The sequence below is a fragment of the Pseudomonas alkylphenolica genome, from assembly GCF_000746525.1.
GTDB lineage: Bacteria > Pseudomonadota > Gammaproteobacteria > Pseudomonadales > Pseudomonadaceae > Aquipseudomonas > Aquipseudomonas alkylphenolica.
Genome location: NZ_CP009048.1, coordinates 5,751,514 through 5,764,622, shown reverse-complemented (window position 1 = coordinate 5,764,622; position 13,109 = coordinate 5,751,514). Strand labels below are relative to the sequence as shown.

14 protein-coding genes are annotated in these 13,109 nt (G+C 57.3%); all 14 read left to right on the top strand.

The features are described 5' to 3' along the window. Positions 1-3: 3 nt before the first annotated feature. The 14 genes from PSAKL28_RS26410 (at position 4) to PSAKL28_RS26345 (ending at position 13,109) form a co-directional block, all read left to right on the top strand. Complete coding sequence (locus tag PSAKL28_RS26410; protein WP_010222722.1) at positions 4-411, top strand: F0F1 ATP synthase subunit I; 408 nt, start codon at positions 4-6, stop codon at positions 409-411. Positions 412-427: 16 nt separating this feature from the next. Further along, positions 428-1,297, top strand: a complete 870-nt coding sequence (gene atpB / locus PSAKL28_RS26405; protein ID WP_038616144.1) for a F0F1 ATP synthase subunit A — start codon at positions 428-430, stop codon at positions 1,295-1,297. A 143-nt stretch (positions 1,298-1,440) separates the two neighbouring features. Further along, positions 1,441-1,698, top strand: coding sequence for a F0F1 ATP synthase subunit C (gene atpE, locus PSAKL28_RS26400; protein ID WP_003097235.1), 258 nt, complete (start codon positions 1,441-1,443; stop codon positions 1,696-1,698). Between the two features lie 57 nt (positions 1,699-1,755). Then, a complete protein-coding gene (locus tag PSAKL28_RS26395; RefSeq protein WP_038616140.1) occupies positions 1,756-2,226 on the top strand; it encodes a F0F1 ATP synthase subunit B in 471 nt (156 codons plus the stop codon). A 12-nt stretch (positions 2,227-2,238) separates the two neighbouring features. Further along, positions 2,239-2,775 (top strand): F0F1 ATP synthase subunit delta, encoded by a 537-nt coding sequence (locus PSAKL28_RS26390; RefSeq protein WP_038616138.1) that lies wholly within the window; start codon positions 2,239-2,241, stop codon positions 2,773-2,775. A gap of 21 nt (positions 2,776-2,796) precedes the next feature. Next, positions 2,797-4,341: a F0F1 ATP synthase subunit alpha gene (gene atpA / locus PSAKL28_RS26385; RefSeq protein WP_038616135.1), complete on the top strand. Its 1,545-nt coding sequence runs from the start codon at positions 2,797-2,799 to the stop codon at positions 4,339-4,341. A gap of 50 nt (positions 4,342-4,391) precedes the next feature. After that, the gene (gene atpG, locus PSAKL28_RS26380; RefSeq protein WP_038616133.1) at positions 4,392-5,252 is read left to right on the top strand and encodes a F0F1 ATP synthase subunit gamma; all 861 of its coding nucleotides are present in this window, start codon (positions 4,392-4,394) and stop codon (positions 5,250-5,252) included. A gap of 27 nt (positions 5,253-5,279) precedes the next feature. Next, positions 5,280-6,656 carry a F0F1 ATP synthase subunit beta gene (gene atpD / locus PSAKL28_RS26375; protein ID WP_038616130.1) on the top strand — a complete coding sequence of 459 codons (1,377 nt, stop codon included), beginning with the start codon at positions 5,280-5,282 and terminating at the stop codon, positions 6,654-6,656. Between the two features lie 44 nt (positions 6,657-6,700). Further along, positions 6,701-7,120, top strand: coding sequence for a F0F1 ATP synthase subunit epsilon (locus tag PSAKL28_RS26370; protein ID WP_038616128.1), 420 nt, complete (start codon positions 6,701-6,703; stop codon positions 7,118-7,120). Between the two features lie 122 nt (positions 7,121-7,242). Further along, positions 7,243-8,610, top strand: a complete 1,368-nt coding sequence (gene glmU, locus PSAKL28_RS26365; RefSeq protein WP_038616126.1) for a bifunctional UDP-N-acetylglucosamine diphosphorylase/glucosamine-1-phosphate N-acetyltransferase GlmU — start codon at positions 7,243-7,245, stop codon at positions 8,608-8,610. A 186-nt stretch (positions 8,611-8,796) separates the two neighbouring features. After that, a complete protein-coding gene (locus PSAKL28_RS26360; RefSeq protein WP_038616123.1) occupies positions 8,797-9,576 on the top strand; it encodes a DeoR/GlpR family DNA-binding transcription regulator in 780 nt (259 codons plus the stop codon). Next, positions 9,576-11,411, top strand: coding sequence for a glutamine--fructose-6-phosphate transaminase (isomerizing) (gene glmS / locus PSAKL28_RS26355; RefSeq protein ID WP_038616121.1), 1,836 nt, complete (start codon positions 9,576-9,578; stop codon positions 11,409-11,411). Before PSAKL28_RS26360 ends, glmS begins: the two co-directional genes overlap by 1 nt. 211 nt (positions 11,412-11,622) lie before the next feature. Next, on the top strand, positions 11,623-12,411 hold the full coding sequence (locus tag PSAKL28_RS26350; RefSeq protein WP_038616119.1) for an ABC transporter permease: 789 nt from the start codon (positions 11,623-11,625) through the stop codon (positions 12,409-12,411). Then, complete coding sequence (locus tag PSAKL28_RS26345; protein ID WP_038616117.1) at positions 12,408-13,109, top strand: ABC transporter ATP-binding protein; 702 nt, start codon at positions 12,408-12,410, stop codon at positions 13,107-13,109. Before PSAKL28_RS26350 ends, PSAKL28_RS26345 begins: the two co-directional genes overlap by 4 nt.

The window sequence follows — 13,109 nt, the reverse complement described above, 5'->3', positions numbered from 1 at the left end:
GTGATGGAAACACGCACGCCAAACCGCTTGCCTTTCCATCGCTGGGCGGTTTTTCCGGTACTGTTGGCTCAATGTGTCGTGTTTCTGCTGGCAACTTTGGCGTTGTGGCAGTGGCACGGGGCGGTCAGTGGATATTCAGCACTCTGCGGAGGACTGATTGCCTGGCTGCCAAATGTGTATTTCGCCTGGAAGGCTTTTCGTTACACGGGAGCCAGGGCAGCGCAGGCTATCGTCAAGTCGTTTTACGCTGGCGAAGCAGGCAAATTGATTTTGACGGCAGTGCTGTTCGCACTGACGTTTGCAGGAGTGAAGCCATTGGCGCCGTTAGCAGTCTTCGGTGTCTTTCTGCTGACCCAGTTGGTCAGCTGGTTCGCGCCCCTGCTGATGAATATAAGACTTTCGAGACCTTAGGGCGTTTGAGGCAACCATGGCAGCAGAAACCGCTTCGGGCTATATCCAGCACCACTTGCAGAACCTGACCTTCGGTCAACTACCAGACGGCGGTTGGGGCTTTGCCCATTCCGCAGCAGAAGCCAAAGCAATGGGCTTCTGGGCTTTCCACCTGGATACCCTGGGTTGGTCGGTCGCACTGGGTCTGCTTTTCGTATTCCTGTTCCGCATGGCAGCCAAGAAGGCGACTTCCGGCCAGCCTGGCGGCCTGCAGAACTTCGTTGAAGTGATGGTTGAGTTCGTCGACGGCAGCGTCAAGGACAGCTTCCACGGTCGCAGCCCGGTGATCGCCCCACTGGCGCTGACCATTTTCGTCTGGGTCTTCCTGATGAACGCCATCGACCTGATCCCGGTCGACTGGATTCCTCAGTTGGCCATGCTGATCTCCGGTGATCCGCACATTCCGTTCCGCGCGGTCTCGACCACCGACCCGAACGCGACCCTGGCCATGGCCTTCAGCGTGTTCGCTCTGATCATTTTCTACAGCATCAAGGTCAAGGGTATCGGCGGTTTCCTCGGCGAACTGACCCTGCACCCGTTCGGCAGCAAGAACATCTTCGTTCAGATCCTGCTGATTCCGGTCAACTTCCTGCTTGAATTCGTTACCCTGATCGCCAAGCCGATCTCGCTGGCACTGCGTCTGTTCGGCAACATGTATGCCGGCGAGCTGGTGTTCATCCTGATCGCAGTAATGTTCGGCAGCGGCCTGCTGTGGCTGAGCGGCCTGGGTGTGGTGCTGCAATGGGCGTGGGCTGTGTTCCACATCCTGATCATCACCCTGCAAGCGTTCATCTTCATGATGCTTACCATCGTCTACCTGTCGATGGCTCACGAAGATAACCATTAAGACCGCCTGGCGTGTCTGATGACCCTTCCGCGAGTACCGGGGAGGGTCGAAAAAGTCCGCAAGGGCAGCTGTACCAATCGATTTTGTTTTACCGCTTCAAACTAAAAAACCTAACCAATACGACGTAAAAGTCGGGAGGAAAGATGGAAACTGTAGTTGGTCTTACCGCTATCGCTGTTGCTCTGCTGATCGGCCTGGGTGCCCTGGGTACCGCCATTGGTTTCGGCCTGCTGGGCGGCAAGTTCCTGGAAGGCGCTGCTCGCCAGCCAGAGATGGTTCCAATGCTGCAAGTTAAAATGTTCATCGTTGCCGGTCTGCTCGACGCCGTAACCATGATCGGTGTTGGTATCGCTCTGTTCTTCACCTTCGCTAATCCCTTCGTTGGTCAAATCGCCGGCTAATCACTCGAATTCTCGAGTGGTTTGGTGTGATGGACAAAGAACGAGCGAGGTGTTGGCGTGAACATTAATGCAACCCTGATTGGTCAGTCCGTTGCGTTCTTCATTTTTGTGCTGTTCTGCATGAAGTTCGTGTGGCCTCCGGTCATCGCGGCATTGCAAGAACGTCAGAAGAAGATCGCGGATGGACTGGACGCTGCCAACCGAGCAGCTCGCGACCTGGAGTTGGCCCAAGATAAAGTGGGTCAGCAACTGCGCGAAGCGAAGGCTCAGGCAGCTGAAATCATTGAGCAAGCCAAGAAGCGCGGTGCTCAGATCGTCGAGGAAGCCCGTGATCAGGCCCGCGTCGAAGCTGACCGTGTGAAGGCTCAGGCTCAGGCCGAGATCGAACAGGAAATTAACGGCGTCAAAGACGCGCTGCGCGCCCAAGTGGGTAGCCTGGCCGTTGACGGTGCTGAAAAAATCCTTGGCGCCACAATCGATCAAAACGCGCATGCGGAGCTGGTTAACAAACTGGCCGCTGAAATTTAAGCGAGGGCGATCATGGCAGAACTGACCACGTTGGCCCGACCTTACGCTAAGGCTGCCTTTGAGCATGCCCAGGCCCATCAGCAACTGGCCAATTGGTCAGCCATGCTCGGCCTGGCTGCTGCGGTGTCGCAAGACGACACCATGCAGCGCCTGCTCAAGGCCCCGCGACTGACGAGCGCAGAAAAGGCCGCCACTTTTGTTGAAGTGTGCGGTGACAAGTTTGATGCACAGGCAAAGAGTTTCATCCAAGTTGCCGCGGAAAACGAACGTCTCCTGCTTTTGCCGGAGATTTCGGCGTTGTTCGAGCTGTACAAGGCCGAACAAGAGAAATCCGTGGACGTGGAAGTCACCAGTGCTTTTGCGTTGAACCAAGAACAGCAAGACAAACTCGCCAAGGTTCTCAGTGCACGGCTCGACCGGGAAGTGCGCCTGCAAGTGTCGGAGGATGCCAGCCTGATCGGTGGCGTCGTAATCCGCGCCGGCGACCTGGTTATCGATGGCTCAGTCCGCGGCAAAATCGCGAAACTGGCCGAAGCATTGAAATCTTGAGTTTGAAGGGGCAGCAGAGCAATGCAGCAACTCAATCCTTCCGAAATTAGTGAAATCATCAAGGGCCGCATCGAGAATCTCGATGTAGCCTCTCAAGCTCGCAACGAAGGTACTGTCGTCAGCGTTTCTGACGGCATCGTGCGGATTTACGGTCTGGCCGACGTCATGTACGGCGAAATGATCGAATTTCCAGGCGGCGTCTACGGTATGGCCCTCAACCTGGAGCAAGACTCCGTTGGTGCGGTAGTACTGGGCGCTTACGACACCCTCGCCGAAGGCATGAGCGCCAAGTGCACTGGCCGCATCCTCGAAGTTCCTGTTGGTAAGGAACTGCTGGGTCGCGTTGTCGACGCACTGGGCAACCCAATTGACGGCAAAGGCCCACTGGGCAACACCGAGACCGACGCGGTCGAGAAAGTTGCTCCGGGCGTGATCTGGCGTAAGTCGGTAGACCAGCCTGTACAGACTGGCTACAAATCCGTCGACGCCATGATCCCTGTCGGCCGTGGCCAGCGTGAGCTGATCATCGGTGACCGTCAGATCGGTAAGACCGCCATGGCGATCGACGCCATCATCAACCAGAAAGACTCCGGTATTTTCTGTGTTTATGTTGCTGTCGGCCAAAAGCGTTCCACCGTTGCCAACATCGTTCGCAAGCTGGAAGAAAACGGCGCCCTGGCCAACACCATCGTGGTGGTTGCCAGTGCTTCGGAATCCGCCGCACTGCAATTCCTGGCGCCATACGCCGGTTGCACCATGGGCGAGTTCTTCCGTGACCGCGGTGAAGACGCGCTGATCGTATACGATGACCTGTCCAAGCAGGCCGTTGCCTACCGTCAGATCTCCCTGCTGCTGCGCCGTCCACCAGGACGTGAAGCGTACCCAGGTGACGTGTTCTATCTCCACTCCCGTCTGCTGGAGCGTGCATCGCGCGTTTCCGAAGAGTACGTCGAGAAGTTCACCAACGGTGCTGTAACTGGCAAGACCGGTTCCCTGACCGCACTGCCGATCATCGAAACCCAGGCTGGCGACGTTTCCGCGTTCGTTCCGACCAACGTGATTTCCATCACCGACGGTCAGATCTTCCTGGAATCGGCCATGTTCAACTCGGGCATCCGCCCTGCAGTTAACGCCGGTGTTTCGGTATCCCGTGTGGGTGGTGCCGCTCAGACCAAGATCATCAAGAAGCTCTCCGGTGGTATCCGTACCGCTCTGGCTCAGTACCGTGAACTGGCGGCATTCGCCCAGTTCGCTTCTGACCTGGACGAAGCCACCCGTAAGCAACTCGAGCACGGTCAACGTGTTACCGAGCTGATGAAGCAGAAGCAATACGCTCCAATGTCCATCGCGGACATGGCGCTGTCGCTGTATGCCGCTGAGCGTGGGTTCCTGACCGACGTTGAAATCGCCAAAGTCGGCAGCTTTGAACAAGCGCTGATTTCCTACTTCAACCGTGATCACGCCGAACTGATGGCGAAGATCAACGTGAAGGGTGACTTCAACGACGAAATCGACGCTGGCATCAAAGCCGGTATCGAGAAGTTCAAGGCCACCCAAACCTGGTAAGCCGCAGCGGGGGCTTTGCAGCCCCCGCTTGCTAACCTGATAGGTGTTACATGGCAGGCGCAAAAGAGATTCGCAGTAAGATTGCGAGCATCAAAAGCACGCAAAAAATTACCAGCGCCATGGAAAAAGTGGCGGTCAGCAAAATGCGCAAGGCTCAAATGCGCATGGCTGCTAGCCGTCCTTATGCGGAGCGTATCCGCCAGGTTATTGGTCATCTGGCCAACGCCAACCCGGAATACCGCCACCCGTTCATGATCGACCGCCCTGTAAAGCGCGCCGGTTATGTTGTGGTGAGCAGTGACCGTGGTCTGTGTGGTGGCTTGAACACCAACCTGTTCAAGGCCCTGGTCAAGGACATGGCGGCCAACCGCGAGCAAGGGATCGAGATCGATCTCTGCGTAGTTGGTAGCAAGGGTGCGGCGTTTTTCCGCAGCTTCGGCGGCAACGTCGTTGCAGCAATCAGCCACCTGGGCGAAGAGCCGTCGATCAATGATCTGATCGGCAGCGTCAAGGTCATGCTGGATGCTTACCTGGACGGTCGTATCGATCGTCTGTCCGTGGTATCGAACAAGTTCATCAATACCATGACTCAAACTCCAACGGTCGAGCAGTTGATTCCGTTGGTGGCAACCCCGGATCAAGAACTCAAGCACCACTGGGACTACCTCTACGAACCTGACGCCAAAGAGCTGCTGGACGGCCTGATGGTGCGTTACGTGGAGTCGCAGGTCTACCAGGCGGTGGTCGAGAACAACGCAGCTGAACAAGCTGCCCGGATGATCGCGATGAAGAACGCCACCGACAACGCCGGTGATTTGATCAGCGAATTGCAGCTGATCTACAACAAGGCGCGTCAGGCTGCGATCACCCAAGAGATCTCGGAAATCGTCGGCGGCGCTGCCGCGGTTTAACGGTTCAAATATTCAGAGGATCCAGCTATGAGTAGCGGACGTATCGTTCAAATCATCGGCGCCGTCATCGACGTGGAATTTCCACGTGACAGCGTACCGAGTGTCTATAACGCGCTGAAAGTAGTTGGCGCGGAAACCACCCTGGAAGTTCAGCAGCAGCTGGGCGACGGCGTGGTTCGTACCATTGCGATGGGTTCCACCGAAGGCCTGAAACGTGGCCTGGACGTAAACGACACTGGCGCAGCGATCTCGGTACCGGTCGGTAAAGCGACCCTGGGCCGTATCATGGACGTCCTGGGTAACCCAATCGACGAAGCCGGTCCAATCGGTGAAGAAGAGCGTTGGGGCATCCACCGTGATGCACCGTCGTTCGCTGACCAGGCAGGCGGCAACGACCTGCTGGAAACCGGCATCAAGGTTATCGACCTGGTTTGCCCGTTCGCCAAGGGTGGTAAGGTTGGTCTGTTCGGTGGTGCCGGTGTAGGCAAAACCGTAAACATGATGGAACTGATCCGTAACATCGCCATCGAGCACAGCGGTTATTCCGTGTTCGCCGGTGTGGGTGAGCGTACTCGTGAGGGTAACGACTTCTACCACGAGATGAAGGATTCCAACGTACTGGACAAGGTTGCTCTGGTATACGGCCAAATGAACGAGCCACCAGGAAACCGTCTGCGCGTAGCGCTGACCGGCCTGACCATGGCTGAGAAGTTCCGTGACGAAGGTAACGACGTTCTGCTGTTCGTCGACAACATCTATCGTTACACCCTGGCCGGTACCGAAGTATCCGCACTGCTGGGCCGTATGCCTTCGGCAGTAGGTTACCAGCCGACCCTGGCTGAAGAGATGGGCGTTCTGCAAGAGCGTATCACTTCGACCAAGGAAGGTTCGATCACCTCGATCCAGGCCGTATACGTACCTGCGGACGACCTGACCGACCCGTCGCCAGCGACCACCTTCGCCCACTTGGACGCCACCGTCGTACTGTCCCGTGACATCGCCTCCCTGGGTATCTACCCAGCGGTCGATCCACTGGACTCGACTTCGCGCCAGCTGGACCCGAACGTCATTGGCAACGAGCACTACGACACCGCTCGCGGCGTCCAGTACGTGCTGCAGCGCTACAAAGAGCTGAAGGACATCATTGCGATCCTGGGTATGGACGAACTGTCCGAATCCGACAAGCAACTGGTATCCCGTGCTCGTAAGATCCAGCGCTTCCTGTCCCAGCCGTTCTTCGTGGCAGAAGTCTTCACTGGTTCTCCAGGCAAATACGTTTCCCTGAAAGACACCATTGCTGGCTTCAGCGGCATCCTCAAAGGTGACTACGACCACTTGCCAGAACAAGCGTTCTACATGGTCGGCAGCATCGAAGAAGCGGTCGAGAAAGCCAAGAAACTGTAATCCCGGCGCCCCGCAAGGGGCGCTAATCAGGTTGAGGCAAGCAGATGGCTATGACAGTCCATTGCGATATCGTCAGCGCGGAAGGAGAAATTTTCTCCGGCCTGGTCGAGATGGTGGTTGCGCACGGTAACCTGGGTGATCTTGGTATCGCTCCAGGCCACGCGCCGCTGATCACTAATCTGAAGCCAGGTCCGATCACGCTGACCAAGCAGGGTGGCGCCCAAGAGGTGTTCTACATCTCTGGTGGTTTCCTCGAGGTCCAGCCGAACATGGTCAAGGTGCTTGCCGATACCGTGCAACGTGCTGCCGACCTGGACGAAGCTCAGGCTCAGGAAGCCCTCAAGGCTGCTGAGAACGCCCTGCATGTAAAAAGCGCGGATTTCGACTACGGTGCCGCCGCTGCACGTCTGGCCGAGGCCGCAGCCCAGCTGCGTACCGTCCAGCAAATGCGCAAAGGCAAGTAATCGGCCCAGGTCGATCACTGCTGCTGCGATTGAGTTAAAGGGTAGCCTCGGCTACCCTTTTTCTTTTTCTGCGTTTTATATTCTGGTCATCTCGCTGACCCTCCAGGATTGGTAACCCGTCAATGTCTCTCGATATCGTTATCCTCGCCGCAGGCCAAGGTACCCGGATGCGCTCTGCGCTGCCCAAGGTACTGCATCCGGTCGCCGGCGACTCCATGCTTGGCCATGTTATCCACAGCGCCCGTCAGTTGCAGCCGCAGGGCATTCATGTGGTGATCGGGCACGGTGCCGAGCTGGTGCGTGAGCGTCTGGCGGCTGATGACCTGAATTTTGTTCTGCAAGACAAACAGCTGGGTACCGGCCATGCGGTAGCGCAAGCCTTGCCGGCCCTTACGGCTGATACGGTGCTGATCCTCTACGGCGATGTGCCGTTGATCGAAGTCGATACCCTCAAGCGCTTGCTGACCAAGGTCACCCCTGAGCAGCTGGGCCTGTTGACGGTCAATCTTGTTGACCCAACGGGTTACGGGCGCATTGTCCGTGATGCCCAGGGCCAAGTGGCAGCGATCGTTGAGCACAAGGATGCCAGCGACGCGCAAAAAGCCATCAAGGAAGGCAACACCGGCATTCTGGCGGTACCGGGTGCACGCCTGGCCGAGTGGCTGGGGCGCCTGTCGAACAACAACGCCCAAGGTGAGTACTACCTGACCGACGTGATTGCCATGGCCGTTGCCGATGGCCTGGTGGTCGCCACCGAGCAGCCGTTGGACCCAATGGAAGTGCAGGGCGCCAATGACCGTCGCCAACTGGCCGAACTGGAGCGTCACTACCAGCTGCGTGAGGCGCGTCGTTTGATGGCTCAAGGGGTAACCCTGCGCGACCCGGCGCGTTTTGACGTGCGTGGCGAAGTGACCGTTGGTCGCGATGTACTCATAGACATCAACGTCATTCTCGAAGGCCGTGTGGTCATTGAAGACGACGTGGTGATCGGTCCGAACTGCGTGATCAAGAACAGCACCCTGCGTAAGGGGGTCGTGGTCAAGGCCAACAGCCATATCGAAGGCGCGATCATGGGTGAAGGCAGCGATGCCGGCCCGTTTGCCCGCCTGCGTCCAGGCAGCGTGCTGGACGCCCGGGCCCATGTGGGTAACTTTGTCGAACTGAAGAACGCCCACCTCGGTGAAGGCGCCAAGGCCGGTCACCTGACCTACCTGGGCGATGCCGAGGTAGGTGCGCGGACCAACATTGGTGCCGGTACCATCACCTGCAATTACGATGGCGCAAACAAGTTCAAGACCATCCTCGGTGAGGACGTGTTCATCGGCTCCAACAACTCCCTGGTTGCGCCTGTGGATATCCTCGACGGTGCCACCACTGCTGCCGGTTCGACCATCACCCAGAATGTCGAGGCTGCCCAGCTAGCCGTTGGCCGTGCACGCCAGCGCAACATCGATGGCTGGAAACGGCCGGAGAAGATCAAGAAGAGCTGAAGTTATACACAGCGATGGATAAGAGCCGACTGGATTGTGCATAAGTCGGCTCTTTTTTGTTTGTGGATAAAAAATCGGATGAATGAAGTTATTCACAGGTGATTTTTTCATCTCTCTGCTTGACGCTTTTTGCCCTTTAGGTTTTGATTGGCATCACTAACTTTCGAAACGAAACTTAAAGACGCCATGTCGAAACGTAACACTCCACAGCGCCGTCACAATATCCTCGCCTTGCTCAACGAGCAGGGGGAGGTGAGCGTTGATGCGCTAGCCAAACGTTTCGAAACCTCGGAAGTCACCATCCGCAAGGATCTTGCTGCACTGGAAGCCAACGGCTTGCTGCTGCGTCGCTACGGTGGTGCGGTGACCATGCCTCAGGAACTGATCACAGATCAGGGCCAGCCGGTTTCGCTGTATAAGCAGGCGATTGCCCGGGCGGCGGTCGGACGTATCCGTGAACATGCACGCATCATCATCGACAGTGGCAGCACCACCGCAGCGATGATCCCCGAGCTGGGCCACCAGCCGGGCCTGGTGGTGATGACCAACTCGCTGAATGTCGCCCGTGCCCTGAGCGAGCTGGAACACGAGCCTGTGCTGTTGATGACCGGCGGCACCTGGGACCCGCATTCCGAGTCTTTCCAGGGGCAGGTCGCCGAGCAGGTACTACGCTCTTACGATTTCGACCAGCTGTTCATTGGCGCCGATGGCATCGACCTGGTGCGCGGAACCACCACTTTCAATGAGCTGCTCGGCCTGAGCCGGGTGATGGCCGAAGTGGCCCGGGAAGTGATCGTGATGGTCGAGTCCGACAAGGTCGGGCGCAAGATTCCCAACCTCGAGCTGCCCTGGGGCAGCGTCAACACCCTGATTACCGATGAGCGCCTGCCCGCTGAGGCGCGCGAACAAATTGAAGCCCGCGGCGTCCATGTGATTTGTGCCGCACTCTCCAAGGAGCATATCTAATGTGTGGAATCGTTGGCGCCGTCGCCGAGCGTAATATCACCACCATCCTCATCGAAGGCCTCAAGCGTCTGGAGTACCGCGGTTATGACAGCGCAGGTCTGGCGGTCTTCACCCAGCAGGGAACCCTGGAGCGTCGTCGTCGCATCGGCAAGGTCAGCGAACTGGAAGCCGCTGTAGCCGCCGATCCGCTGGCAGGCCAGCTGGGTATTGCCCATACCCGCTGGGCGACCCACGGCGCGCCCACCGAGCATAATGCACACCCGCATTTCTCTGGCCAGGAACTGGCGGTGGTGCACAACGGTATCATCGAGAATCACGAAGAACTGCGTGAAAAGCTCAAGGGCCTGGGCTACGTATTCAGCTCTGAGACCGACACCGAAGTCATCGTCCACCTGCTGCACCACACCCTGAAAACCGTCCCGGACCTGGCCGACGCCCTGAAAGCTGCAGTCAAGCAACTGCACGGTGCCTATGGCCTGGCAGTGATCAGTACGCGTCAGCCGGACCGCCTGCTGGCTGCGCGCAGCGGCAGTCCGCTGGTTATCGGTCTGGGCCACGGGGAGAACTTCCTGGCTTCCGACCAGTTGGCCCTGCGCCAGGTGACCGACCGCTTCATGTACCTGGAAGAAGGCGATATCGCCGAGATCCGCCGCGACCAGGTAACCATCTGGGATCTGGCCGGTCACCCGGTTCAGCGCGAAACCGTGCAATACCACGAAGGCGCCGAAGCCGCCGACAAGGGCACCTATCGCCACTTCATGCTCAAGGAAATCCACGAGCAACCAACCGTAGTACAGCGCACCCTGGAAGGGCGTCTGGGCAAGGACCACGTCATGGTTCAGGCCTTTGGCCCGCAAGCTGCCGAGCTGTTCGCCAAAGTCCGCAATGTGCAGATCGTCGCCTGTGGTACCAGCTATCACGCTGGCATGGTTGCGCGTTACTGGCTCGAAGAGCTGGCCGGGATTCCGTGCCAGGTAGAAGTGGCTAGCGAGTTCCGCTACCGCAAGGTAGTGGTGCAGCCCGACACCCTGTTCGTTTCGATCTCCCAGTCTGGCGAAACCGCCGATACCCTGGCCGCCTTGCGCAATGCCAAGGAACTCGGATTCCTCGGCAGCCTGGCGATCTGTAACGTTGGCATCAGCTCACTGGTACGCGAGTCGGACCTGACCCTGCTGACCCAGGCCGGCCCGGAAATCGGCGTGGCTTCGACCAAAGCATTCACCACCCAGCTGGTCTCGCTGATGTTGCTGACCCTGTCCCTGGGCCAGGTGCGTGGCACGTTGCAAGCCGGTGTCGAAGCTGAACTGGTCGAAGAACTGCGCCGCCTGCCGACACGTCTGGGCGAAGCGCTGGCCATGGATACCATCGTCGAGAAAACCGCCGAATTGTTCGCCGACAAGCACCACACCCTGTTCCTTGGTCGTGGCGCGCAGTTCCCGGTGGCGATGGAAGGAGCGCTCAAGCTCAAGGAAATTTCTTACATCCACGCCGAAGCCTACCCGGCCGGCGAGCTCAAGCACGGCCCGCTGGCGCTGGTCGACAGCGACATGCCGGTGGTCACCGTGGCGCCAAACAACGAACTGCTGGAGAAGCTCAAGTCCAACCTGCAGGAAGTACGCGCGCGTGGCGGTGAACTGATTGTCTTTGCCGACGAACACGCCGGTATGAGCAACGGCGAAGGCACCCATGTGATTGCTGTGCCGCACATCATTGATGCTCTGGCGCCGATTCTCTATACCATTCCGCTGCAACTTCTTTCGTACTATGTGGCCGTACTCAAAGGCACCGACGTCGACCAGCCGCGCAATTTGGCAAAATCGGTAACTGTCGAGTAGCGATCGCTGCAATTAACAGCAGAATTGTGGCATGGAAGTAAAGTCTCACATTGCCTTCCGATGAAACGCCGAGAGGCGTCCAGAGAAAACTTTGCTTAGGCGCGGGTTACAAGAGTTTTTCCGCGCCTTTTTCCTGCGTTAAAAGTTAGACTTTGGAAGGGCGAAGTTTTCAGTTAAAATTGTCGGTTACGTGGCTCTTTGAGGATGTACTGTGGGTTTCCTGCGTGGTGAAGGACACATCTGGTCGAATGTACAGATTTCGATGGAGCGAGCACGGCTGGGGCTAAAGTCAGAGTCGACCAGAACGCGCCTGGGATTTGTTTGGTGGATACTAGAACCACTGATTCTGCTGGTCATTTATTATTCAGTTTTTGGACACCTGCTGCGTATTCAGGTGGAGAATTTTGCCGTCTTCCTGATCATTGGCGTAACGTTTTGGACCTGGTTCAATAAAAGTGTAATGAACTGCACCGATGCAATTTATGAGAAGAAACACGTTCTCGAGCATTGCAAGGTTGATCCGCTTATTTTTCCGCTGACCTCAATCTTCAAGGATCTGGCCAAAGAGACACTGGTCGTTATCTTGTTGTTGGCATTGCTGTGCGCGATCGGTTTCACACCGACCTGGCTGTGGTTGTATCTGCCGCTGATCGCGCTGGTGCAATTGATCATCACCGCAGGCGTTGGCGTGTTGGTCGCTGGGCTGATTCCGTTTATGCCCGACCTGCGCATCCTGATTTCTTCGGCATTGCAATTCATGATGTTCGCCTCCGGGGTGTTCTATGCCAAGGACAACATTCCTGCCGAGTTCCGCTTCCTGCTGGATATCAATCCACTCGCATCCCTGATTTCCATGTATCGCGACGTGCTGATGTACGGCCGCGCCCCAGCGATCCCTGATCTGCTGATCCTGTTGGGCGGGGCATCGGTGGTTTTCGTATTGGCCGTGCTGTTCCTCGCGCGCAACAAGAATTCCTATGCTATGGCACTCAGCAAATGAACGAACAGATCGCTTTGACAGCCGAGCGCTTGTCGCTTTCGTTCCGCAACGGCCTACGGCTGTTCTCTTCCGCCAGTACTACAGTGCTGGATGATGTGTCCTTTACGGTGGCACGTGGCGAGACCTTCGGTGTCGTCGGTGGTAACGGTGCAGGCAAGAGTACGCTGCTCAAAGTGCTTGCAGGCATTTACCAGCCAACTCGCGGACGCATGACCAAATCAGTCCCGAATGTCTCCCTGCTCAATCTGCAGTTGGGCTTCGACGAAAACCTCGACGCACGCGACAACATTGTCCTTAGCGGCATGCTGATGGGACTGAGCCGCAAGCGCATGCGAGAACTTACCGACGAAATTCTCGACTACGCGGAGCTCGACAGCGCTGCATCGATGCCGGTACGCAGTTATTCCACCGGCATGAAAGCGCGCCTAGGGTTCGCAATATCCAAGTATTCACGCCCCGACGTCATTCTTCTGGATGAAGTGTTGAGCGTCGGTGATGGTCACTTCCGTGAGAAGGCTGAAGCCACCATGCGGGAAATGATGATGGGTAACCAGACCGTAGTGTTCGTCTCGCACGACTCGGGTCGAATTAGAGAACTGTGCAGCCGTGTGTGCTGGCTTAAAGACGGTCGAGTACAGATGCTCGGTCAAGCCAGTGAAGTCATGAATGCATACGACGAATACATTCTGCGTAAATGA

Bases quoted from the DNA above. Each gene is read 5' to 3' on its own strand.
- atpE (WP_003097235.1), top strand. From the start codon at position 1,441: ATGGAAACTGTAGTTGGTCTTACCGCTATCGCTGTTGCTCTGCTGATC.
- PSAKL28_RS26370 (WP_038616128.1), top strand. From the start codon at position 6,701: ATGGCTATGACAGTCCATTGCGATATCGTCAGCGCGGAAGGAGAAATT.
- atpG (WP_038616133.1), top strand. From the start codon at position 4,392: ATGGCAGGCGCAAAAGAGATTCGCAGTAAGATTGCGAGCATCAAAAGC.
- glmU (WP_038616126.1), top strand. From the start codon at position 7,243: ATGTCTCTCGATATCGTTATCCTCGCCGCAGGCCAAGGTACCCGGATG.
- PSAKL28_RS26410 (WP_010222722.1), top strand. From the start codon at position 4: ATGGAAACACGCACGCCAAACCGCTTGCCTTTCCATCGCTGGGCGGTT.
- PSAKL28_RS26360 (WP_038616123.1), top strand. From the start codon at position 8,797: ATGTCGAAACGTAACACTCCACAGCGCCGTCACAATATCCTCGCCTTG.
- PSAKL28_RS26390 (WP_038616138.1), top strand. From the start codon at position 2,239: ATGGCAGAACTGACCACGTTGGCCCGACCTTACGCTAAGGCTGCCTTT.
- PSAKL28_RS26345 (WP_038616117.1), top strand. From the start codon at position 12,408: ATGAACGAACAGATCGCTTTGACAGCCGAGCGCTTGTCGCTTTCGTTC.
- atpB (WP_038616144.1), top strand. From the start codon at position 428: ATGGCAGCAGAAACCGCTTCGGGCTATATCCAGCACCACTTGCAGAAC.
- atpD (WP_038616130.1), top strand. From the start codon at position 5,280: ATGAGTAGCGGACGTATCGTTCAAATCATCGGCGCCGTCATCGACGTG.
- atpA (WP_038616135.1), top strand. From the start codon at position 2,797: ATGCAGCAACTCAATCCTTCCGAAATTAGTGAAATCATCAAGGGCCGC.
- glmS (WP_038616121.1), top strand. From the start codon at position 9,576: ATGTGTGGAATCGTTGGCGCCGTCGCCGAGCGTAATATCACCACCATC.